Annotated in this window: 23 protein-coding genes; 10 read left to right on the top strand and 13 right to left on the bottom strand. The window is 44.0% G+C overall.

Annotated elements, in window-relative coordinates; translation table 11 throughout:
• The first annotated feature begins 61 nt into the window (after positions 1-61).
• Positions 62-652: a helix-turn-helix domain-containing protein gene (locus tag FHS68_RS14685; RefSeq protein ID WP_167271395.1), complete on the top strand. Its 591-nt coding sequence runs from the start codon at positions 62-64 to the stop codon at positions 650-652.
• Here the strand turns inward: FHS68_RS14685 and FHS68_RS14680 are convergent.
• From FHS68_RS14680 to FHS68_RS14670, 3 genes are all read right to left on the bottom strand, one after another.
• Positions 642-1,883 (bottom strand): alpha/beta hydrolase-fold protein, encoded by a 1,242-nt coding sequence (locus FHS68_RS14680; RefSeq protein ID WP_167271393.1) that lies wholly within the window; start codon positions 1,881-1,883, stop codon positions 642-644. The genes FHS68_RS14685 and FHS68_RS14680 overlap by 11 nt on opposite strands.
• Positions 1,884-2,084: 201 nt before the next feature.
• Positions 2,085-2,693, bottom strand: a complete 609-nt coding sequence (locus FHS68_RS14675; RefSeq protein WP_167271391.1) for a dihydrofolate reductase family protein — start codon at positions 2,691-2,693, stop codon at positions 2,085-2,087.
• A gap of 240 nt (positions 2,694-2,933) precedes the next feature.
• Positions 2,934-4,637: a tetratricopeptide repeat protein gene (locus FHS68_RS14670; protein WP_167271389.1), complete on the bottom strand. Its 1,704-nt coding sequence runs from the start codon at positions 4,635-4,637 to the stop codon at positions 2,934-2,936.
• Between the two features lie 383 nt (positions 4,638-5,020).
• Between FHS68_RS14670 and FHS68_RS14665 the strand changes: the two genes are divergently transcribed.
• The gene (locus FHS68_RS14665; RefSeq protein WP_167271387.1) at positions 5,021-5,551 is read left to right on the top strand and encodes a hypothetical protein; all 531 of its coding nucleotides are present in this window, start codon (positions 5,021-5,023) and stop codon (positions 5,549-5,551) included.
• Between the two features lie 494 nt (positions 5,552-6,045).
• On the opposite strand, the gene FHS68_RS14660 is transcribed toward FHS68_RS14665, so the two are convergent.
• Entirely contained in the window at positions 6,046-6,330 is a 285-nt protein-coding gene (locus tag FHS68_RS14660) for a SymE family type I addiction module toxin (RefSeq protein WP_167271385.1), read from the bottom strand.
• Between the two features lie 160 nt (positions 6,331-6,490).
• Here FHS68_RS14660 and FHS68_RS14655 point away from each other — a divergent pair, with 160 nt between their 5' ends.
• From FHS68_RS14655 to FHS68_RS14630, 6 genes are all read left to right on the top strand, one after another.
• On the top strand, positions 6,491-6,694 hold the full coding sequence (locus FHS68_RS14655; protein ID WP_167273259.1) for a helix-turn-helix transcriptional regulator: 204 nt from the start codon (positions 6,491-6,493) through the stop codon (positions 6,692-6,694).
• 72 nt (positions 6,695-6,766) lie between these two features.
• Positions 6,767-7,234 carry a hypothetical protein gene (locus tag FHS68_RS14650; protein WP_167271384.1) on the top strand — a complete coding sequence of 156 codons (468 nt, stop codon included), beginning with the start codon at positions 6,767-6,769 and terminating at the stop codon, positions 7,232-7,234.
• Between the two features lie 11 nt (positions 7,235-7,245).
• Positions 7,246-7,737: a HEPN domain-containing protein gene (locus tag FHS68_RS14645; protein ID WP_167271383.1), complete on the top strand. Its 492-nt coding sequence runs from the start codon at positions 7,246-7,248 to the stop codon at positions 7,735-7,737.
• Between the two features lie 146 nt (positions 7,738-7,883).
• The gene (locus tag FHS68_RS14640; protein ID WP_167271382.1) at positions 7,884-10,529 is read left to right on the top strand and encodes an Eco57I restriction-modification methylase domain-containing protein; all 2,646 of its coding nucleotides are present in this window, start codon (positions 7,884-7,886) and stop codon (positions 10,527-10,529) included.
• 6 nt (positions 10,530-10,535) lie between these two features.
• A complete protein-coding gene (locus tag FHS68_RS14635) occupies positions 10,536-11,111 on the top strand; it encodes a hypothetical protein (protein WP_167271381.1) in 576 nt (191 codons plus the stop codon).
• A 275-nt stretch (positions 11,112-11,386) separates the two neighbouring features.
• A complete protein-coding gene (locus FHS68_RS14630; protein ID WP_167271380.1) occupies positions 11,387-11,758 on the top strand; it encodes a hypothetical protein in 372 nt (123 codons plus the stop codon).
• Between the two features lie 135 nt (positions 11,759-11,893).
• Here the strand turns inward: FHS68_RS14630 and FHS68_RS14625 are convergent, their stop codons facing one another.
• From FHS68_RS14625 to FHS68_RS14595, 7 genes are all read right to left on the bottom strand, one after another.
• A complete protein-coding gene (locus tag FHS68_RS14625) occupies positions 11,894-12,220 on the bottom strand; it encodes a nucleotidyltransferase domain-containing protein (protein WP_167271379.1) in 327 nt (108 codons plus the stop codon).
• Between the two features lie 2 nt (positions 12,221-12,222).
• Positions 12,223-12,645 carry a nucleotidyltransferase substrate binding protein gene (locus tag FHS68_RS14620; protein WP_167271378.1) on the bottom strand — a complete coding sequence of 141 codons (423 nt, stop codon included), beginning with the start codon at positions 12,643-12,645 and terminating at the stop codon, positions 12,223-12,225.
• Positions 12,646-12,694: 49 nt separating this feature from the next.
• Entirely contained in the window at positions 12,695-13,060 is a 366-nt protein-coding gene (locus tag FHS68_RS14615; RefSeq protein WP_167271377.1) for a DUF1304 domain-containing protein, read from the bottom strand.
• A 15-nt stretch (positions 13,061-13,075) separates the two neighbouring features.
• A complete protein-coding gene (locus FHS68_RS14610; protein ID WP_167271376.1) occupies positions 13,076-13,624 on the bottom strand; it encodes a hypothetical protein in 549 nt (182 codons plus the stop codon).
• Between the two features lie 141 nt (positions 13,625-13,765).
• Positions 13,766-13,939, bottom strand: a complete 174-nt coding sequence (locus FHS68_RS14605; protein ID WP_167271374.1) for a DUF1059 domain-containing protein — start codon at positions 13,937-13,939, stop codon at positions 13,766-13,768.
• Positions 13,940-13,959: 20 nt separating this feature from the next.
• Positions 13,960-14,418, bottom strand: a complete 459-nt coding sequence (locus FHS68_RS14600) for a DsrE family protein (protein ID WP_229211910.1) — start codon at positions 14,416-14,418, stop codon at positions 13,960-13,962.
• A gap of 89 nt (positions 14,419-14,507) precedes the next feature.
• On the bottom strand, positions 14,508-15,257 hold the full coding sequence (locus FHS68_RS14595; RefSeq protein WP_167271372.1) for a ThuA domain-containing protein: 750 nt from the start codon (positions 15,255-15,257) through the stop codon (positions 14,508-14,510).
• 219 nt (positions 15,258-15,476) lie between these two features.
• Here FHS68_RS14595 and FHS68_RS14590 point away from each other — a divergent pair, with 219 nt between their 5' ends.
• The gene (locus tag FHS68_RS14590) at positions 15,477-16,598 is read left to right on the top strand and encodes a Fic family protein (RefSeq protein ID WP_167271370.1); all 1,122 of its coding nucleotides are present in this window, start codon (positions 15,477-15,479) and stop codon (positions 16,596-16,598) included.
• A 9-nt stretch (positions 16,599-16,607) separates the two neighbouring features.
• Here FHS68_RS14590 and FHS68_RS14585 read toward each other — a convergent pair whose 3' ends face one another.
• Positions 16,608-16,970, bottom strand: a complete 363-nt coding sequence (locus tag FHS68_RS14585; RefSeq protein WP_167271368.1) for a winged helix-turn-helix transcriptional regulator — start codon at positions 16,968-16,970, stop codon at positions 16,608-16,610.
• A 77-nt stretch (positions 16,971-17,047) separates the two neighbouring features.
• Here FHS68_RS14585 and FHS68_RS14580 point away from each other — a divergent pair, with 77 nt between their 5' ends.
• The gene (locus tag FHS68_RS14580; RefSeq protein WP_167271367.1) at positions 17,048-17,941 is read left to right on the top strand and encodes an NAD(P)H-binding protein; all 894 of its coding nucleotides are present in this window, start codon (positions 17,048-17,050) and stop codon (positions 17,939-17,941) included.
• Between the two features lie 87 nt (positions 17,942-18,028).
• On the opposite strand, the gene FHS68_RS14575 is transcribed toward FHS68_RS14580, so the two are convergent.
• A complete protein-coding gene (locus tag FHS68_RS14575) occupies positions 18,029-21,490 on the bottom strand; it encodes a PVC-type heme-binding CxxCH protein (RefSeq protein WP_167271365.1) in 3,462 nt (1,153 codons plus the stop codon).
• Positions 21,491-21,501 lie beyond the last annotated feature (11 nt).

Raw genomic sequence — 21,501 nt, 5'->3', positions numbered from 1 at the left:
GCAAAAACGCCGCTATCAATGCTCACTTTTCATACTAAATTTGTATAAAAACTACTTCGCAATGAACAAACTAACCATTTCTGACCAAATCCGTACATTACGTAAAAGCAAAGGCCTTTCGCAGGAAAATTTAGCCGAAAACGCGGGTATTAATCTGCGAACATTGCAAAGAATTGAAGCAGGGAATGCCGAACCGCGCGGGGAAACATTGCGGCTTCTGGCTCGTGCCCTCGACGTTCCTATTGAATCACTATCGGAACTGATCGAGGAACCGCAGATTTCAGAGGAAGAGGATTTAGGATTTTTGAAACTAATGAACCTTTCAGCATTATCCTTCTGGTTCATTCCTTTCGGAAACATTCTGATTCCGCTTGGGTTCTGGATTTATAGAAAGAACACATTAAAAGGCGTCAGGGAATTAGGGAAACGTATTTTAAATTTTCAAATCACCTGGTCGATTGTTACTTATGGAGCGGCCAGTTTCATCATATTTGCCGGATTCACGCAAAGCTTCTGGGTTAACCCTCTAACAATGCTGCCGGTCATGTTGCTGCTTTATTTTGCCAACACCATTTTCATCATTAACACAAATAGAAAAATAATTCGTGGCGAAGAGGATGTTTATTCAACCAGTTTGAAGATTATTCAGTGATACCCTCCTTCTTCAAGTCTTCCAACTTCTTCTTAGTTTCCGGATTATCATGAATCGAAAGCGCCTTTTCAAACTGTGCGATTGCATTGGTCTTGTCCTTCTTTGCAATAAAATAATCCCCAAAAGAATCATACACATTCCAACTCCCTGGATAATTGGCGATGTTCATTTTGAAAAAACTTTCCGCTTTCGTCAGGTGCTTGCTTTGCATTGCGCCGTAACCCATTGAATTGATCACGGCTTCCGGAGGTATCACCTTGTAACCCAATTGTTTGGACACATTGGCATAATGCTGTACAAATCTGTTTCCCAAAACAGTCGTGCTGTCCTGGAAATCCTTATCCGTTAGCTTAAAATCGTAGAAATCAAAAATGAAACGGAGCCCGTCGTATTCTGTAATCAGCGGGACAGAGCTGTGGGAATCGTCGGGATAGTACTTGCTTTTGTATCGCAAACCATTTTGCGGATTGGTTTTCGCATATTTGTCCAGCTCTAAAATCGAGCGGATATGGCTGTTATTCGATATAGTATCCTTTGGCAATTTGGCCAGTGTCATTCCCTCACTCATCGTATTGGCGATTCCCAGGTACATGGAAGTCCCTACAAATTTCTGCCCGCTTAATGCTTTCTTATTCACTTTCAAGAAGTTCATATGGTCATACCACATACTAGGGTCAATGCAGACATAGCTATTAAAAAGCTTCGGCCGGTTAATCAGCGCATTCATCACCGCCAACCCGCCGAACGAATGACCGATTAGCATTTTATATGGCTCTGTCGGGTAAAGAGAGTCGATATGCGGGATCAGTTCTTTTTCGATAAATGAAAGAAAATTGTTTCCTCCGCCCGTGTTTTTTGAAAAAGTGCTATCCATAAAAGGCAGGTCAACAGTCACATGCGTCGGCGTTAGGTCGCGCGTCCGGTCCGTATTGGGGATCGCCACCACGATCATTTCTGGAACCAGCGAATTACCATTCACTGCACTAAGTTGCTCGATCATTCCCACCACCGAACTAAAATGCGCATCCCCATCCAGCAAATACACCACCGGATATCGCGTCTTCGCATACAACCCATCCCCGCCAGTAGGCACATGAACCATCACCTTCCGATTCTCACCTAATATTTTGGAATAAACGCTGTCGATTTTACCAATTGAAATGGTGCTTTTGTCCTGGGCAATTGCCCAGTAGGAGGTTGTTAATAGAAGGAAGAGGAAGAGGTTTTTCATTTGAAACGGTTAGGTATATATCAGATTTTTATATAAGAAAATACTTCGAAAAGCTACTTATGAAATCGTCGCACGACGCCATTCCACTTTGTCACACTGAGCGGACGGGGCCGCCCGGCGGTCGAAGTGCTGGAAGCACTATGCAAAAAGGCATCGTTCCTAGCCAGTAACGTGCTCGAAGCACGTTGCAATCGAAGCGCGCTACTCCTCCCCAGCTCGCCCAATCAGCACCTCCCCATTCGCCTCATAGCTTGCACAAATCAGCCCGGTAGACGCTACCGCATGTTTAATCAATTTAAAGCCGCCCGGCATCGTCCCGCCAGCAAATAGCTTTTTTCCTTTACCCAACACCACCGGATAGATCCAAAGATTCATCTGATCGACAAGACCATGCTCGAAAAGGGATTGGATAAAATCGGCGCTGCCCCACATATGCAAGTCGTTCCCGTCGCCGGCTTTCAGGGCTTTTACCTGTTCGATGGTATCGCCGTTCAACAGAACAGTGCCTTCCCAACTGGACTCAGTCCGCGTCTTCGTGGCAACATATTTTTTGATCGCGTTGAATTTGTCTGCGATCGGGCCGGCTTGAAACGGCCAGTATGGCTCCCAAATGTCAAAAGTGACGCGACCCAGCAACAGATCATAATCCTCCTGAATGGCGTCTATGATCGTCTTTCCTGATATATCGTCCCCATATTTCGCGCTCCATCCGCCGAGCTCAAAGCCACCGGTTGTATCCTCGTCTGGCCCGCCTGGTCCCTGTATCACACCATCCAAACTCAAATGTTCATTGATGATAATCCGTCTCATAATGTTAAAAGGTTAAAGGTTAAAGGTTTGAGATTTATTATTTGACATTACAAATCTAAGCACCCTCAAAGAAACCGAAGGGAGGAGAAAACGACATTCCCAAGGGCCAATTGCGCCAAATAGCTGTCCGCACCCCAAACAATAGCGAACCATCCCAAACCACCCCGAACCATTCCAAACCACCCCGAACCAAAAAACAACAAATGACCATTAATGACCACAAATGACCAACCCCTGCCACTATTTCGCCACCACAAAAACCCCCTTATCCCCAAACTTTCCAACTTCCTTCAATTTTGCCTCGCATTCCTTCGCTTTGGTTGCCTCACCCTTCTTGGCATAAACCTTCGCCAGCCCTGCCAACCCAATCCCGCTGCCCGGAAACCGTTTCAGAACATTTTCGTAAACCGCTACCGACTTATCCAATTTACCCGCTTTCTCATAGGCACTAGCCAAACTGATCGCAACAGGGCGGGGATAGGCAGGCGGTTCTCTGTAACCCAATGAGATCTCTCCTTTTTGAGATTTTTCGAGGAGCCTGATTGCTTCATCGTATTTTCCCTGGGCGCTTTTCACGCAGCCCTGGAGTTCCAGAGATGCAATATTAAGCCACTCCTGATACCACTCCTGCATGGTACTATCCTTGCCCGCCTGCCACGCATTGCGCCACAAAAACGCATCCAAACTATTGGAATGCTTGATTGCCTCATCCGTTTTTCCGTTCGCGATCGCGTCCATGCCTTTTACAAAATGCAGCACCCCATCGCGAAAATTCATATTGGAAGCATTGAAAACCGTGTCTTTGTCCACGATCAGTTCCAGTTGGGCGGCGGCTTTGTCCCAATGTCCAAAAGCCATTTCCATGCGCGCCGGTGCCATGATACCCTGACCGAAAAAAGTACCATCGTAAATTTTCTTCCGCTCTTTCATGATGGGCATTTTCTTCAACTTTTCAGCATAAAAGAGGCCTTCTTTATATCGTCCGTCGTGTGCGCAATTTGCTATTAAGTAGTTGATATTGTGAATGTAATTCCAATTATCCACTTCCAGGATACCCTCATTTTTCATGTAAGCCGAATCCGTTTTCACTGCCGCCACAAATGCATCGTGCGCTTTTTTGTACTGCCCTACCCGGTTGTAAATGTGTCCCGGCATATGTACAATGTGGCCGGATGCGGGTGCCAGCGATGCAAGCACATCAGCACTCGCGACTGCCTGCTCCGGACAGCAATTTTCCATTTGGTGTATCCAATAATGATGAAACGCATGGTTTTGAGGGTCGAGGCGCTGGACGTCTTTTAGCAAAAACTCGCTATAAATTGTGCCGTCGCGTGGATTGAGATCGTTATCGTAACCACTCATTTTGCCCAAGGCAAGCATTAACTTGGCGTCGATATCGTCCGGAAATTTGTGTACGATCACCTCGTACTTTTTCAGCAATTCGGGATAGCCCTTGTCTTTCAGCGAATCGCCGAGAAGCGCCATTTCGGCATAAAGTTTTTCATGATCGTTCGCTTTTTTAATCAGCTTTTTGATTTGCTTCACCGCCAATTTCCGTTGCTCGATGAGTACGCTATCTTCTTTTGAACCAGGCACTTGCAGCAGCCCGAAGTAAGGCATCACCGCGTTAGAATCATTTCGTATTGCTTCTTTGAATGCCCGGTATGCTTCCAGGTCCCAGAAATCATGGAGCAAGTTCAGGCCCTGGTTGAAGTAAGCCTGTGTTTTCTCCGAAGTCGTCTCAATTTTCATCGCCGACTTCCCAACGCCCGGCATTAATTTTGGTGGGGGCAAATTATGAATATAAACAGTTTTCGCCCGCGAAGCCTGCATATGGGCCAAATGACTATGACCGGCATTGTCGTCGTCGACATGATGGTCGTGCTGCGAAAAAAGCTTCGTTGAAACGATTAGAAAGCAAAATAAAAAGGAGATGTTCTTCATTTTTAAAAATTAGTTGAGGTACGTTTAGTCAGTTTCCTAAATTAATGTATTTCAACTGATTTCGTATTTCTTCTTAGTTATTGGTTTTTCACGCTTCGGTCGCCCGGTCTCGCTTCGACTGCGCTTAGCATGACAGACACAGACGTTGTCATGCTGAACGGAGTCGAAGCACGCCACTTGTCCGCACAATGCAGAAAAAAGAATGCTGCCTGGCCCGTAGCTTGCTTCGACTGCGCTCAGCATGACAAACAACATTCATCTATTTAAAACGCCCCTCGTCGATTCCCCCTTGCCGCCGCCCTCACTTGCATTTAGCTTTGAAAATCAAAACCAGCCACAACCGGCCAGGACCAAAATTTTCAAACTCTAAATTCACTTTTACCATGAAAAAAATCGCTTTTTACGCATTTATCCTTACTTGCGGGTTACTGAACATGGGTGCAGGCTGCGCCAAAGAATCCGAAAAAACACCAGAGCCGAAGCTCGAATACCCCTCTCTGATCGGCAAGTGGAAATTATTCGTGGGTTTTAGCTTCGGGAAGAAGAGCCTGGACGAACCCTGGAAACAGGTTTTCCAAATGAAAAGAGGCTCGGTCTCCTGGGAGTTTCTTGCAGATGGACGCATGCTATCTTACACGAACACCGCTAATCCCGAGGTTGAAGCAGGCAATTGGACCCTGGAAATCAAGAATATGGATGGCAAGGATATCGCACTCGGCTTTTTTAAAATCTATACACCATTCACCCGCGCCAATCCGGGTTCCGAATTCATAGAGCCCGACGGTTCCATTGCATATCACCTCAAAACCGTCACAGAAGACGGTGTAACTTTTCTCTACCTCACTACAAAAGCGTACGAAAGTTATCCTTACAAATATGCGTACAACGAATATCGCTTTGAGCCTGAAAAATGAGGATTTATTTTTTTGTTTTAACTATTTGGCCCATCTAAATGATTAGCACTTTGCATCGCGTCCTCCGGCTCTCTTACTTTTTGTCTTGGTACAAAAAAGTAACCGCGCGGCGTCCGCAAAAAAATCAAGGCGAAAAAAAGCTTCATCCGCACATGCCCTACGCACACCCCGCTTTTTCGCCAGCCCAACGCACTTTATAAACGCAGGCCTTTGCACGCGTCAGTTTTCATTAAAAGCCGATCAAGTAACTCTTCATTTGGAATACAACTGCATTAATGAATTGTGCCAAGAAAATGTGTGCGTAGGGCTGGCAAAAAAGCGGGGTGTGCGTTGGCCCTGAGCGCGGAAGCATTTTTTTGCCTTGATTTTTTGGCGGCCGCCGCGCGGTTCTTTTGTATCAAGACAAAAGAACAACCGCCGGAGGCAGGTGCCTCCATTATCCACCAAAGCCAGTAACAGGCCAAAAAACAGTTATTAGAAAAAACAGGCAAGCGCTACCTTTCATCAACCCCAACAAAAACAACCTTCCCAGAAGAACGCTTCTTCCGAACCGGCGCTGGTTCGGGTACAACCGGCGGTACCAACGTAATCTCCAATTTATGTGGAGAATACTTTACCGTTACCTCCTCCCCACATTCAAAACCCAAATCTTGCAGCCACTTCCCGGCAAGCCTGATCTCCGGGAAAAACACGGCCCTGAAATTTTCCCGCGAGTAATACTTTTCGCAAATTTTTAGCTGCTTTTCGCCGGAGATTGGTAAATTTTCTTTGTGTGTCATAGTTTACAATTTAGAATACAATAGTACCATAAATAGTAATATTTACAAATTAAATATACACAATATTACTATTTACATACACTAAAAGTTCTTTTAAAGTTGTGAATTTTTTATATTTTATTTACACGAAACAGCTATAAATGAGCATATCGTGGCAAAAATGCGCCTTAATAGGATAAAACTTGTTCTCGTAGAAAAGGAGAAATCTGGCAAAGATTTAGCCAAACATTTGGGCAAGACCGAAACCACCGTCTCGCGTTGGAGCCGCAACGAAATCCAGCCCACTTTGCAGATGCTTTATAAGATTTCTGTTTTTTTGAAGGTTGATATTCGGGAGTTGTTGGTTAGTACGGCGGGGCAATGAAAATCTGCTGAGTAATCTTGTTATATTCGCAAACCCTTCCAATCGCAAGACCAAACTAAAACACAACTACACATGCAAAACCTCACAGAAGAAAAGAACAAAACCGATCTTTGGTTCGACGATTTTGTTTCCTCCATTCGCGTCGACCAACTTGCATTGGAAACCGGCGTTGCCAGTGAAGAACAAAAGCATCTTTACGAAACCCTCATCAACGGCAACATTCAGGATATGATGGACACCGGCATGAAAACCGCGCAGCAATACTATATTCAAAACATGCTCGTGGACTACATTCACTTGTTGAAGAAATTTGAAGAAGCTCCATTTTTAAAACTTGCAGTAAGCTTTCACAATTCAGAGTTATTGGTCTGGGCCGAAATCGAAGATGACGCCGAAGACGTTGAAGGAGAGTTAATTATGGCAGAAGCAAAGATCAATGCAAAGTATCACAGACATGGTTTCGATATGACGACGACCATTGTTGAGAAATGCGATATGCTTCCGGTACCAAGCCATTATAACTTTTTGTTCGGCAAATAATAAACACACTATTGGCACATATTGAAGACCACCTCCGTCAGGCAACCAGAAATCTAAAATTTCTCGAAAACATTAATCAGCTCGTCACAGATTCACTGGACTGGCAGGTTACCACGTGTTTTTACACTGCCCTCCATCTCATCAATGCGCATTTGGCCAATTTTGGGATGCAATACAAAACCCACCACGACGTCGATGACGCCATCAATCCGGAACATCGCCTTTCGCCCTGCAAAATCAGCGAAGACACCTATAAGGCATACAAAATGCTTTACAACCTCTCCCGACGGTCGCGCTATCTGGTGATGGTAACCAATAACCGCGTGGTCGACACTGGCAAAACTGAACTCACCTATTGCAAACACCAAGCCCGCGCACTTCGGCATTTGAATACTGTTCTGGAATTTTATTGCGGGCAGTATGATGCGAAGATTTCTTCGGTGAAGATTAAATGTGAGGAGTTGAGTGGGGCTGAAAATCTTAAATATTACTCACTCGTGTAGTTCTGAAAAAGTAACCTTTGACAACAACTCATCGTCAATCAGTTGCAAAAAACATGATCGGAATGGCTCAGATTTCCAATTGATCATAGCGGATTATAAACTATCTTGCTATTCTTAAATGACATCTGAAAACCCGCAAGTGACCAATGTATAGCCTTTATGACATTATAAATGGACTAACAACTGATTCTCCAACGATGGTAGATAAACCGACTTTATTGAGTCGATTTGCCAACTTATTAGGTTGGACGCCCAGTTATCATCTGTTTCCCGGCAAAGAGGTAGATTTTGCTAATATACATTTGGTAGTGGAGCACGGATTAGAAAATACCGCAATTCTTACATTTCTAAAAACTCCATATTCGCTACTAACAAATGAGAATAGAAATTTCCTCTTAAATATCTCATATAATAACCTAGTTGACTGGCATATTCATGTTGAAAAGGACAAGATCACTTATGTTTACAATCGCTTAAACTCATCTAAAAACGTTATCGACGAATTTTATTTCAAACGAGATGACTATGATCAACTTAGAAGTGAAGCATTCGACAAAATAATTGGTAGAAAACCGAACCCTAATATACCCGCTCTTGACGATGCGCTAATTAATACAGTTTCATACTGGAAACGCTCCATTTCTTCTGAGCTAGAAAAGGAAGATATAAATGAACCATTGTCAAGCTTGTTCAATTCGATAATGTTTGTTCGAGCCGTAGAGGATAATTTACGAAGGTATAATAAAGAGGATTCGGTTAGCCGGATTCTGTCCTGGGCCTGGAACGAATTGAAAACGAATACAGATGTCGGAATATCTGAAATCATTGAGCTAGCTTTAAACACACTAGGATCTTATGACTTCCCTGACTACCTAGTGGACTTTGATCAATTGCGTAAACTCAAATCGTTAAGCAAGCAATCAATTTCATATCTTATTGGAGATTTTTATGAGAATAAGCACGCAAGTCTGTATCATTACGATTTTTCCATCATCTCAATGCACGCTTTGAGCAGGATTTATGAAAGATATGTTTCACTTTTGAAAGTTGAAGCCGATTATCAACTATTCTTATTTCCTTCATTTAAAAACTTAGCAAAAGAGGAAATAAACAAAGCATTTGGATCGATATATACCCCTCAATACATAGCGAGATTTTTTGCTCAATATCTAAAACAACATCTTACTCCAACCGAATTTAAGCGTATAAAAATTGCCGAGCCCGCGGTTGGATCTGGAATTTTCCTTCGATCACTTCTAGAAATTAAGTGCGATCCACGACAGGAAGGTATAACAGATGAAGAAATTGTAAACGCTTTCGGAGACCTATTAGGTGTTGACGTTGATCCGAATGCTACCAAAGCGACAGAACTATCCCTTGCGTTATTGCAACTCGTTTTGGTCAATACATTTCCGATGACTTTGAATATTCAGACAAGAGAAAGTATAGAATATTTTAGTGAAAATCCGGAACTAAATGGCACGTTCGATGTGGTTTTATCCAATCCGCCCTTTATCCCCATATCCTCGCAAAGCGATGCGATGAAAGAAAGGATAAGTAAATTAATGGATGACCTTGGAGTCGGTAGAACCGACACCTATATTGCCTTTTTAAAGATTAGTATTGACCTTTTAAAACCAGGTGGGTATGGATTGTTCGTCTTACCTCATAGCTTCCTAGCGTCATCAAGTGGCGTTAAACTAAGGCAATTTATAAGCGAGACCTGTTCAATTAAATGCTTAGTTGACCTTTCTGCTATTGAAGTATTTGAAAACACTGGGATTTACGTAATACTGTTGATAATTCAAAAAGACTCGAAACAGCATTTTCTATCTCAATACACCACAGTGGTTAAATGTAGAGATTTCGTCGGAAAAGCGCTAGTGTCAGCTATAAATGAAAGGGAAGAGGAAACCGATTTTTACAGTGTATACAACGTTGATAGAGAACATTTCCATTCAAAGCAATGGTTCATATTACCTTCAAGTGAGATAAAGATCCAGCAGAAGCTAAAAAAATTCCCTGAACTAAAGGAGTTCGTGGAGATTACCCAGGGATTTGTTACAGGTAATGATGAAGTATTTTTATTTGCGAAGGCAGAAATACCATCAGGAGAGGAAGCGATATTTGTTCCATATTTACGAGATAAAGAAATCAGCTCCTTCAATTTTGATAAGGAGACTAGCATATATTTATTTTATCCTTTTTTGGGAAATAAAAAAATTGAAGAATCTGAGATGTCAGAATTGTTTCCGCAGACGTGGGGTTATTTGAACAAACACAAAGAGAAATTATCTTCTAACAAATCTCTAAGAGGGGGTACTTGGTGGAAACCTCTTTGGCCTCGATCACCTGAAAAAATGATGAGGAGCAAAATTGTCACGCCACATTTAACAATAACGCCAAAATTTGCGATTGATTTAGAAGGAAAATTTGCAGTTTCCCATTCACCTTTTTTGATTCCGAAATCTAAAAATGTTTCGGGAGAAGATTTGCTACTTTACTTAGTTGGCATTCTAAACTCCGCTCCGTGCTATTGGTACATTTCAAACCATTCTCATAAATACAATCATGGTTATAATCGACTAGAGGTAAGCACACTAAAAAGTACGCCAATACCAGATCCGTCCCTAGTGCCTTCATCATTAATGAATAAGTTGCTCAACCTAGTTAAAGAGCGTTCTCAAACTTCAACATTTCAAGGTAGAGAATTGGAAAGAAAAATCAATTCAATAGTTGCCGAATTATATGGACTTAATCAAGAAGATCAATCTGTCTTAGGCATTCAATAAAGGTAAATGAATGGTCAGCCTCGAATACAGGTTTCATTAGACGAACTCAAAAAGGATAGAGTTCGCAACATAAATGCTTTATTTAAAACCTTGGCAAAACGTCAAGGTAAAATTGTTGTGAACTTAACTTCTTCGAACAATACACTAATCTTTGGAGTTTCAGATAATAGCGAAAATGGGTCTGATTTTTTGAATTGGAGATTTAAAACTAAGACTGAAAATTATTCAGCACTTTATTACGAACGCTGGATTCCATACGAGGCTGACATTTATTATCTGGATCGTATGTATTTTCATATTTACAAAACCGATGTAAGCGAAACGAGGGCTATTGAATACGTTTGCTTGCATTGTGATGCGAATGAACCCGACGATGCACAGCATGCTCGCTTCAAGCAGAGCCCTCATCTCCATTTCTCAACCGCAGAGCAACCGCTACCGCATTCACACATTGCCTTAAATAATGGCAATCTTAATCAAATTTTAAGCTCTCTCGCTTCACTTCACCAGGCTATAAAGCAAGCAGTTGATATGATATATTGGCAAATACTTATTCCAATTAAAGATCTACAACCGAAATAGTGAGAGTTAAGTGATGAACCCGATTTAATAGGGGTCTGAAGATATATTAATCCATACAAGTAAATTGTACTATCCCATGAAACGCCTTCCCTATCAGAAGATTCTCCCCCATCCCCCCATTTTCAGTAAACTATTGACAACCAAGATACGTTAAGTAAATTGAAGGCAATTAAACACATTTAAAAAACTGTAAATATTTCCCTCATTTCATAACTATTTTAATACCACCGAAAAGCCCCTCACAGAAACACGGGGCATCGAAAACAGAAATTACCATGATACAAATACAAAAACACACAAAACAGGATAAGTCGAAAAGCCAGTCTCAGGAGTTTACAGAGAACCGTTACTCAGTACTATATACGCTTAAAGGCCAGTACCAACACGTGGGATGTTCCTCCCAGGAAGAGGCGCAATACGTGCTGGGCACCCTCATGACCGACGGCAACCGCATCCCCATCGGCATCTACGACTCCAAAACCGACACCTTCGAATTCGAACTCATCGGCCAATACTTCCACGCCCAAGACCCCGTCACCGCCCAGCAGGAACGCCTGCACGAAATCCTGACGGTTTCACGGGTATTAAGAAGAAGAGATGGCAGCTGGCATCCCGAAGTACTGGGAAGAGCTAGTTTTTTTGCTTGATAGCATCGTGAACCTGCCCTAAATCCCTGAAGGGACTTTTCGTATTACTTCTGGGAAAAGTTAGGCTCTTTTGGGGTTTGGGGCAAAAGAAGGCAAATGCCACGAAGGCGAAAATGTATCAACTATTTTACAGACTCACACTTCACCGACCAATACCGAAGCATTTGTATACAGCACTTCGTACTGCCGCTCGATATTTTGGTGAAAGCCCAAGGGAAGCCGCGTCCAATCACGCAGTTCGACAAGAATTGGAATATTGCTTTGCCGGATCTTGTCAGTTAGGTCAGTCAAAATATCCAGCGACAGCGGCATTAAATACGTTGTGCGGACAACAAGATCCAGATCGCTGCCATCGTGCGCCGTACCATTCACCCGGCTGCCATAAGCCCAGACTTCAATAGGAGCATTCGCAGAAGAGAAGATTTCTGAAAGTGTTTGTTTGTCTTTGGTTCTGAGAAGCATGGTTATTGAACGTTTTGTTGACGGATAACTTCGGCAAGTGCAGTAGCATCCTCCATAAACTGCGGCAGCAATCTTAAAGTTTCCTCAGCAAAATTCACGCCGTAGTCGTGCGCTGTATTATTTCTGTTATCGCGGTAACGAAGCCATCGCTCACAACTTTCGTCGGTAATAAGGCTTCGCAAAACAGCGTGCCGGAATATGTCTTTGAAATATAGTTGATCAACAGCTTGCGGGGAATGGAAGTACGGTTTCAATGCTTTTCGAAGCAATTTTCCGCTTTGTTCCAGAATGATCTCAAATTCCTTAATACTGGCCGATCTGTACATATCGTAATCGATATTTTCCGGATCCGATTTTAGTAACAAACCATACGCTTTTGCGAGCGTGTGAACGCACCTTTCATAGTATGTGGTATCAATCTTCATAGTGTTTGCTTTTTCCAAAGTAAACGAAAATACAACAAAGTTGTAAACCTCACCTGAAATGCAATAACACCAGCGCCACAATCGCCGGCAGCGCCTGCACGTAAAATATCTTCCTGCTAGCCGTCGCAGCTCCGTAAATCCCGGCCACGATAATGCAGGTCAGAAAGAAAATTGCTACGTGAAATCTCCAATGATGCTCCTCTATGAAAAACGTCCAGATCAGACCGGCAGCAAGAAATCCGTTGTAAAGTCCCTGATTGGCGGCCAGTACCTTAGTCGGCTTGAATAATTCCGGCGCGAGCGAACCTTTGAATACTTCTTTGCCCTTCGTCTCCCAGGCGAACATTTCGAGATACATGATGTAAAGGTGTTCGACAGCCACAAGGCCGACGAGGATTTTGCCGAGGAGTTCCATATTTGCTAGGTTAGGTTATTTAATGCTATCAATGGGTATCCTTGTTTTGGAGTCCCAAAGGCTTGTGACATTTACGATTTTCCATCCGTCGGCCTGCTTTTCCATGATCCGCGTATCCTGGCTGATTAAGAAAAACTTGTTTTCCTGATCCGTATTATACTGCTTCCAGATCAAATAAGCGGCATTTTCTCCGAAAAATTTGACTTGCGGAGTTTCTCTTTTGAACTGGGGATGGACGACGTTCTTCCCATTCTTATAGTACTTTTCGATATATGATTTGCCTTGCTGATTAATCTTATCCCAACCAATCGCAGCATCGTATGAGCCTGCATCATTATTCCACTCCTGCATCGCATACTTTTCGTGAACCCAGTTGCTGGCCCAGCACTCATAATTGCCGTCGAAAAAGCATTTGGTTTCGTTGTCGATCACTTTCATGATGGCGGCAGTTTCGGCCTTTTCATCGAAAGATGATTGCTGCGTCTGCTTGTCGGATTTCTGCTCTTTGGGTTGGCAGGAGAAAAGCAATGTCGATGCGAAGAGAAATAGAAGAGATGTTTTCATCACGAGTTGGTTGCCGTTCGTTGATAAGAAAAAATTTTAGGAACAATGACTTCGGCGTTTTACAGCGCTTGGTATGCACGTCCTCCGTCGAAGCTATGATACCAAGCTATTGGGTGTTCAGCTCCTATGCCAGTTCCCTAATCAGTTTTCATCTTTAATCAGGGTCTGCAATTGACCCGCCAGTTCAGGCGTGACCTGCACGCCGTGAACTTCCTGCGCATGCGCCGCGGCTAGGTTCAGTACTTCTTCGTCTGTGGCGGCTTTGATAACCCCTTCACAATCAAATCCCGCATCGCGGCAATGTAGCGTTTTCATAATTTTTAAGTTTTATATGATCAATAGGTAAATACGCGGTCGCTCTCGGTTGCAAGCTTCACCAGCACCGTCGGTAATGCAAATTCGGCAGGCTTGCCTTTCAGGTCTTCTTCCGTCACACCTCTTGCCTTAGAGGAGTTGCCAGACAGATAAAACCGTCCGTTCTGTTTGACTATGGCGTCATAATGCTCACGGAGTTTCCCGGTACCCAATCCAGTAAGCGTGTTAAGCGTGGATTCCTGCAAAAGTTTCACCGCGTCGCCGGCGAGAAAGATGGATACGGAATGCCCTTCTTCAAGGGCGGTTTTGGCTACCAGAAATGCCAGCGCAGCCACGGTGGGATTTTCCGTGGACTGTGTAACGTGGATCAAAAATTTCATTTTGGGAGTATTAGAAGGATTGGAAACTGACTGGGCACAGACAACCGTAGCTGTAAATACTAAAAAAAGGTATACGAAGATCAGGAGTGTTCTTTTCATAAGGATGTATTTTGTATATGTTGAAAATTATTTGAAATGGCGTCTTGCAACAGTATCAAAAGTTAATAACCACGCCGAACAATACTAAGCTACTTCAACCCCTTCCCAGTTGCTGCCCAATAAATCCCGCCATACAAATGATCCAGATAGGATTGATCCGAATAAACCAACCCAATGTGTCCCAGGCCAGTGTAAAATGCCCGGCCGCCATCGTAGGTATGATACCAGGCGATGGGATGTTCAGCTCCCATGCCCGTTCCCTGGTTGGTTTTGGGGTCGTAGGTTTTCTCGTCCAACGTGATCAGGATTTTGAGGTCGTCGGCATTGTAAGGTTTTTTGTACTCATACCATTCGTCGGTCCAAAGCAGACGTTTTGGGAAACGTTCCATACCTGGAAAGTTGCTGTCCTTTACATCCAGAAAGGCAGTTTGCTGCGCTGGGTGCGTCTTGAAATACATTCCGGCCAATTTACCATACCAGGCCCAGTCATATTCCGTGTCGGCTGCCGAGTGAATACCAACCCAGCCTTTTCCACTTTTAATGTATTTCTCAAAAGCCGCCTGCTGCTCCGCATTGAGGATATCGCCCGTCGTATTAAGGAAAATAACGACCTGATAATTTGCCAGGCCTTTTTCGCTAAAAACATCTGCATTTTCCTGCCAGTCGACGGAGAAATTATGCCTTGAAGCGAGATTCCTGATGCCCGTTACCCCTTCGTGAATGGAAACGTGGTGAAATCCGGCGGTTTTGGTGAAAAGTAAGGCTTTGAATTGTTGCGCATTGGAAATGGCTGCGCATCCAAGAATGATAAAAAGAGAAAGTAAGTTTTTACGCACCATATTTTGATTGGGTTAATCTTGACACTTTGATTAGAAATACAGATATAGTGAAATTATACTGCTTTGCTTTCCTTAACTACACGAATTGATGACTTTATAAACATTAAATATCTATAAGTTTTAAGGTTAGTTTCTCTAAATCCGATACCTTTGATGCCAAAACACTAGCTAACATTACAATTAAACACATTTTAATGTTAGCTAAAAATATGACATCAAATGCCTTACGCCTTCAACCCTGACCGCAATGTTCCCTGGAATAACTTGCCTGACCTTCCAATCTCAGAAGATTTGTTCAGGACGGTGGATGTTTTTGAACAACTCGCCAACGCAAAAGCTTCCTTAGGACGATTACAGGGAAGAAGTATCGCAATTCCTAATCAGGGAATGCTTATCAATACGATCAGCCTGCAAGAGGCGAAAGCATCCAGCGCAATCGAGAACATTTTTACAACGGACGATGAGCTTTATAAAGCATTCAGCGAATATCAGGCAGATCGATCGGTGGGGCCTCCGAAAGAAATCCTCATGTATCGGGAAGCACTCTGGTTTGGCTATGAATATCTAAAAAAGAGAAAACACTTTGACCACCATTATTTTAACCGCATTTATCAGCAGGTTAACCAGACCAACGACAGTATCCGACCGCCATTTATTCAGACCTATATTCGTCAGGGCGGTACAGGGCCAAATTCAGGTAAGGCTATATACACGCCTCCTCGGGGCACAGGCATTTTGGAAGCTAAGCTCGAAAATCTTGCTAATTACTTAAATGATGATCAAACCTTTAACGTAGATCCGGTCATTAAAATGGCTATTGCGCATTTTCAATTTGAAGCAATACACCCCTTCCGGGATGGGAATGGACGAACCGGTAGGATCATGAATATTCATTATCTCACCCACAAAGGTTTACTCGACTACCCGATCCTTTTTTTGAGCCGCTTTATTATGGACAATAAGGAAGATTATTACAGCGGCTTAATGGGTGTTAGTCAACGCGGTGACTGGAAAACCTGGCTATTGTTTATGCTAAAAGCAGTGGAAGTTACTGCAGATCTGACCTACAATAAAATTAACGATATCCTGAGCGCGAAAGAAGCTATACTACATGCTATTGTCTCCGACACGGACATTGTGCGACCCGACTCGATAGTCAATGTGATTTTTACACAGCCTTTTACCAGGGTCAAATACTTCACTGATCAGCGCATGTATGCTGAAAATACTGTCAAAAAATACCTGAACAGGCTGGTAGAAATGGGCATACTGGAACGGCGCAGTATGCAGGGTAACCACTATTATCTAAATCTGGAATTATACAGGATCCTGGCAGAATAATGGGCTCTATCAAGCAGCATTCCTCTTCATATCCTTGAAAGCCCAGGATGCCATTGCATTAATAACCAGTTCCAATTCCCTGCCCGATTCTGTCAATGAATAAGTGACATAAGGGGGCACAATAGGTCTGGCTTCGCGGGTCAGCAAACTATCGTTTTCCAATTGCTTCAAATGCTGAATCAGCATTTTCTCCGTGATATGCGGCATTGCCTTTTTTATTTCGGAGTAGCGTTTGCTGCCAGAGAGTAAGTGGTACAAAATGATTGGTTTCCAATGTCCGCCTATTTTACTCATCACATAGGTAACCGGACATTCCTGCATCACAATCTCACGATTTGCATTGTAAGTCGAGCTTTCTTTGATCTTCGTCATGATACATACTTTCGGGTAAGTACTTGTCTAAAAGTAAGTACAAATATAGCTTTGCATCATCATTTAACAAAAATATCATGAAATATATCATCACAGGATCATTAGGAAACATTAGCAGACCGGTAACGGAAAATCTGGTACATGCTGGACAAGACGTAACTGTAATTAGTAGTAATGCTAACAAAAAGGAAGAAATTGAATCACTCGGTGCCAAGGCAGCCATCGGCAGCTTATCGGATCTGGCTTTCCTAAAAAATGCATTTAAAGAAGCTGAGATCGCTTATTTAATGATGCCAAATGATTTTACTGTAACCGACTATCCTGCGTTTCAACGTCAAGTTGCCGATAATTACATTGAAGCGATTAAAGAAAGCAGCATTACCCACATTGTTTTGCTAAGCAGCATCGGCGCACATTTGCGCAAAGGTGCCGGGCCGATTGACGGACTGGGTTACCTGGAAGATCAGATTCTTACCATGCCAAATGTACATGCCAAATTTTTGCGTCCTTCACTCTTTTACTCAAATCTATACAGTCTGGCCGGAATGATCCAAAACGCCGGAATCGCAGGAAATAACTATGGGGACACCGATCAAAAGCTGGTGCTGGTGCATACCTCGGACATTGCCATTGTAGCCACCGAACATTTGCTGAATCCAACTTTCACTGGCAAAACGGTAAGTTACATTTCGAGCGATGAGAAGTATCCGCAAGAGATCGCAACTGCGCTGGGAAAGGCGCTTGGAAAAGAAAACACACCCTGGATCACATTCACGGACGAACAGGCACGGGAAGGAATGCTGGGAGCAGGGCTACCTGCGGGTTTTGCAGAGCTCTATATTCAGATGGGCCAAGTTATGAAAAACGGCACGTTGCTGGAAGATTACTGGAAAAATCGGCCTGAGAAATTAGGGAAATACAAGTTTGAGGATTTTGTAAAAGAATTTGCCGAGGCATTTGCTGAGGCATGATTTAGGTGAAAAAACAGATTTGGTTGACAATCTTCAATTAATTTATATGCTTGTCAACCAAATTTTTTTTGAGCTTTGTTGGAGTTCCTATCTCCCCATTCTCAACCTGGTCTGCGCCCCACCGGCCACATCCTTCAACTCTACTTTCAAACTGCCATCCTTTACAATTCCTCTATCAATTTTAAGCGTAATGGGCTGAATTCCTTGCGGTAATGCTGTATTAAAATTTCCATCTGTTGCGGTAAGCGACTTATTTCCTGCAAATACAGTCACCCCGGTTGGCGTATTCAATGCGAACGTAACATTTCCTTTAGTCAGGACTTCAATCTCAAAGCGTACAATACTAAACGGCTTATTTGCAGAAGATTCCATTTCTGGAAGCTCACCGATAGGTAATTCGCCAGACACTTTACTGTAAATAGGCTGAGCCGAAATTTTAGCTCCTTTACTAATGTTGATTACCCCTTCGCCAAGCATCTTTGCCGCAGTTTGTTTATCAGCAGTAATAGATTCCCAACGACGCACATATCTCGTATTCGGCACCCTGAAATCCCCTGATTCTCCAAGTTTGGTCAGGAATCCCACCAAATTAATAAATTCAGTTTGATCAAGACTAGCCGTAAGTCCAGGAGGCATCAGCGAGCCAGGCACCTTTTCCATAACCTGAACTTGGCTTTTCGCAATAGAAACCTCCTTACCGGTCACATCCCGGATCACAACTTCAGACGCTCCGTCAGAAGCCAGATATCCCAACATTTCGGAGCCATCCTTTTTCACAACACGTTTTAAGTCATAACCTTCTTTGATCGATTCGCTCGGATACAGAAGGGATTTTATAATGGTACTGGCAGGAGAGCTTGTCCCAAGACTACTTAGATCGGGACCGATCAAGCCTCCTGCCCCACCTAATGCATGGCAGTTTGTGCAGCTCGATTCGGCTTTGCGGAATATCAGCTCACCTTTTGCGGGGTCGCCTTTTTCACTCACCAATTTCGCCAGGCCTTCAATCTGCTGGTCATTTAAGTCCTGAGGCATCTTCTGGGTTGGTAACGTTCCACCGGATGCTTCCAGGGCGCTAACGAGGATCTTCATTTCGTCAATGTTTTGTCTGGTCCAGCCGCCGCGGGAACGAACAAGCTGCCTGCCAGTTTTTGCAGCAGCTTCTGGTACTTTTTTGGCGGCAATAGCTTCGCCCAATGCTGCTGCGCCTGGGTTCGTAGAAATGAATGCGACAAAAAGCTCAGTCAGATCAGTTCCCGCGGGTAGCGTACGAATGAGTTCAGATGCAATGCTGGCTGCGGCCTTTGGATCCACAGCCGCAAGCTGTGCAGCTGCGATCACCCGTACTTCCGGCGTGTTTTTAAGACCGGTCAAATCCGTCATCAGTTTTTGCGCTTTGGCTTTGTCAACCGCCGCCAATGCACCCAATGCAGCTTTTTTGGTTTCGGGAGTTCCTGTTTGAATCAGTTCGGTGAGTCGTCCGTTAAGCTGATCCAATTTCCACAAACCCGTAAGACGGATCGCGGCGAGGCTTACTGCCTCATCATTGCTGTCTATAAAAGTGGCAATGCGTTCCGGGTTTTTGTCCGGCCTAACGTTTCTTTGCCTTGCAGCGTCTTCCAGTGCAGACAGCTGGGCAGCTATGTTTTTGTCTTTGTTTTGTAATGTCAAATCCAGCAACATGCTGAGATCAGCAGGCTTGCCTGTGGCCGCAACGGAAGTCATTACGTCTTTCTGGTAATCTTCAGGAACCTCGCCTTTTTGATATAACTGAACCAATAAGCTCGCAGCATCTGCACTGGTGGCCGATTTCAATGCATAAGCCGTTTTCTTGGCATCTCCCAAAAATCCAGGTTCCGATTTCAGTTTGACCAGCCAGATTGGTTCCAGTTCGCGGACCGTCTGCCACAATGCAAAATCCAGAAATTCATCCATTTGGGCATCCAGGGCACCCAATGCCATTTTCGCTGCTTCCGCAGTTTTGGTTTTTCTCAATGCGACGACCGCTTCCAGGCGAACTTGCGGATGTTCGTCTTTCACTGCTTTTGCCAAAAGCTCAGGTACATTTTTGAGTTTTGGATACCATAGTTCCAACGCACGCAATGCTGCTGCACGGGCATTATGGCTTTTTGCGCCCAAAAGATTTAAAAGAACCGATTCATTGAAGGTTTCCATGGTCTGGTAAACCCACAATGCTTCCAGCAAATTGTGTTCGTAATTGGCATCACCTTTATCCAATGCTGCCACCCATTTCTGCAATGCAGGAATCACTTCTTTGGCCCCTTTCGATTTCAAAACCTGCTTTGCCTGCAGGCGTGTCCACTCCTCGGGTAGTTTCAAAGATTCCAGTAACTCGGCTGTGCTGGCTTTTGCCAATTGTGGTTTTTTAACAAGCGGACGGTTTTTAGCTACAATCCGCCAGATACGCCCATGCTGCTGATCGCGCCGGGGATCGTAAAAATCCACTTCACCGTGTTGAATGATAGGGTTATACCAGTCGGCGACGTAAATAGCGCCATCCGGGCCAACATTGATATCTACCGGCCGAAATGCAACATTATCTGTCCACATCAGGTCATCGGCTTGCTTTGAAGCATATCCAGCGCCTTGTTCTTCCAGCTTGAAACTATTGATCCGGTTGGCGCGAAAATCATTGGTAATCATCCTTCCCTGCCATGCTTCCGGTAAATGTTTGCCCGAAACCACATCCAATCCGCTGTGTTTTGGCTGACCTGGATTCAGCCCGCGCATAATGCGTGCAGCACCAGGCGCGGTTACAAATGTTGCTCCCGGAAAACCGTAATTAATCCCTTCCCCTCCTGCCCCATCGGTCAGGAATGACTGGCCCCATCGATCGAACTGCAGACCCCATGGATTCACAAGACCGCGCGCATAAACCTCCATATCCAGGTTGCGGGTATTGAGCGCCCAGGTTCCGCCGCCTTCCAGCCGTTTGATTCCAAATGGCGTTTCGACGTGGCTATAAATGTAAATAGACTGGTTGAAATACATTCTTCCCTCCGGTCCCCAGCGAAAAGTATGGATCAAATGGTGGGTATCCCCGGTGCCGAAACCATTGAGCACACGGCGTTTCTTATCGGCTTTTCCATCACCGTCCGTATCCGAAAAATGCAGGATTTCAGTTGAATTGGCAACGTAAACACCACCGTCTCCTGGTAAGATACCAGTTGGCTGAATCAACCCCTCCGCGAAAACGACGGACTTATCAGCCTTACCATCACCGTCAGTATCTTCCAGCACAAAGATTTTATCGTTGGCCAATTCACCTGTTTTCAAATGGGGGTAAACGGTACTGCTGACCACCCATAACCGCCCTTCGGCATCCCAATTCATCTGGATCGGTTTGGCAACCATTGGATCAGAGGCAAAAAGGGTAACTTCGAAGCCCTCCGCGACTTTGAATGAGGCAAGTTCCTTCTCAACGCTCGGGTCAGGGTCTTCCTTCCTGTTTTGAACATTGTTGGAAGAAGTAGTAAGGAGAACAAAAGGCAGCATGAGCGCCCCAAATAACAATTTGTATGGTTTCATATTTTAATCGC

The sequence above is a fragment of the Dyadobacter arcticus genome (genome assembly GCF_011762185.1).
GTDB lineage: Bacteria > Bacteroidota > Bacteroidia > Cytophagales > Spirosomataceae > Dyadobacter > Dyadobacter arcticus.
The sequence above is the reverse complement of the archived record's forward strand: the minus strand, read 5'-3'. Positions and strand labels throughout refer to the sequence as shown.

What these genes read in the sequence shown, in the direction of transcription:
- FHS68_RS14675 (WP_167271391.1), bottom strand. Translation starts at nt 2,693, where the DNA reads ATGAGACGGATTATCATCAATGAACATTTGAGTTTGGATGGTGTGATA.
- FHS68_RS14605 (WP_167271374.1), bottom strand. Translation starts at nt 13,939, where the DNA reads ATGAAAACGCTACATTGCCGCGATGCGGGATTTGATTGTGAAGGGGTT.
- FHS68_RS14630 (WP_167271380.1), top strand. Translation starts at nt 11,387, where the DNA reads ATGATACAAATACAAAAACACACAAAACAGGATAAGTCGAAAAGCCAG.
- FHS68_RS14660 (WP_167271385.1), bottom strand. Translation starts at nt 6,330, where the DNA reads ATGACACACAAAGAAAATTTACCAATCTCCGGCGAAAAGCAGCTAAAA.
- FHS68_RS14635 (WP_167271381.1), top strand. Translation starts at nt 10,536, where the DNA reads ATGAATGGTCAGCCTCGAATACAGGTTTCATTAGACGAACTCAAAAAG.
- FHS68_RS14650 (WP_167271384.1), top strand. Translation starts at nt 6,767, where the DNA reads ATGCAAAACCTCACAGAAGAAAAGAACAAAACCGATCTTTGGTTCGAC.
- FHS68_RS14590 (WP_167271370.1), top strand. Translation starts at nt 15,477, where the DNA reads ATGCCTTACGCCTTCAACCCTGACCGCAATGTTCCCTGGAATAACTTG.
- FHS68_RS14655 (WP_167273259.1), top strand. Translation starts at nt 6,491, where the DNA reads ATGCGCCTTAATAGGATAAAACTTGTTCTCGTAGAAAAGGAGAAATCT.
- FHS68_RS14670 (WP_167271389.1), bottom strand. Translation starts at nt 4,637, where the DNA reads ATGAAGAACATCTCCTTTTTATTTTGCTTTCTAATCGTTTCAACGAAG.
- FHS68_RS14665 (WP_167271387.1), top strand. Translation starts at nt 5,021, where the DNA reads ATGAAAAAAATCGCTTTTTACGCATTTATCCTTACTTGCGGGTTACTG.
- FHS68_RS14610 (WP_167271376.1), bottom strand. Translation starts at nt 13,624, where the DNA reads ATGAAAACATCTCTTCTATTTCTCTTCGCATCGACATTGCTTTTCTCC.
- FHS68_RS14685 (WP_167271395.1), top strand. Translation starts at nt 62, where the DNA reads ATGAACAAACTAACCATTTCTGACCAAATCCGTACATTACGTAAAAGC.
- FHS68_RS14600 (WP_229211910.1), bottom strand. Translation starts at nt 14,418, where the DNA reads ATGAAAAGAACACTCCTGATCTTCGTATACCTTTTTTTAGTATTTACA.
- FHS68_RS14595 (WP_167271372.1), bottom strand. Translation starts at nt 15,257, where the DNA reads ATGGTGCGTAAAAACTTACTTTCTCTTTTTATCATTCTTGGATGCGCA.
- FHS68_RS14575 (WP_167271365.1), bottom strand. Translation starts at nt 21,490, where the DNA reads ATGAAACCATACAAATTGTTATTTGGGGCGCTCATGCTGCCTTTTGTT.
- FHS68_RS14620 (WP_167271378.1), bottom strand. Translation starts at nt 12,645, where the DNA reads ATGAAGATTGATACCACATACTATGAAAGGTGCGTTCACACGCTCGCA.
- FHS68_RS14680 (WP_167271393.1), bottom strand. Translation starts at nt 1,883, where the DNA reads ATGAAAAACCTCTTCCTCTTCCTTCTATTAACAACCTCCTACTGGGCA.
- FHS68_RS14615 (WP_167271377.1), bottom strand. Translation starts at nt 13,060, where the DNA reads ATGGAACTCCTCGGCAAAATCCTCGTCGGCCTTGTGGCTGTCGAACAC.
- FHS68_RS14625 (WP_167271379.1), bottom strand. Translation starts at nt 12,220, where the DNA reads ATGCTTCTCAGAACCAAAGACAAACAAACACTTTCAGAAATCTTCTCT.
- FHS68_RS14640 (WP_167271382.1), top strand. Translation starts at nt 7,884, where the DNA reads ATGTATAGCCTTTATGACATTATAAATGGACTAACAACTGATTCTCCA.
- FHS68_RS14585 (WP_167271368.1), bottom strand. Translation starts at nt 16,970, where the DNA reads ATGACGAAGATCAAAGAAAGCTCGACTTACAATGCAAATCGTGAGATT.
- FHS68_RS14580 (WP_167271367.1), top strand. Translation starts at nt 17,048, where the DNA reads ATGAAATATATCATCACAGGATCATTAGGAAACATTAGCAGACCGGTA.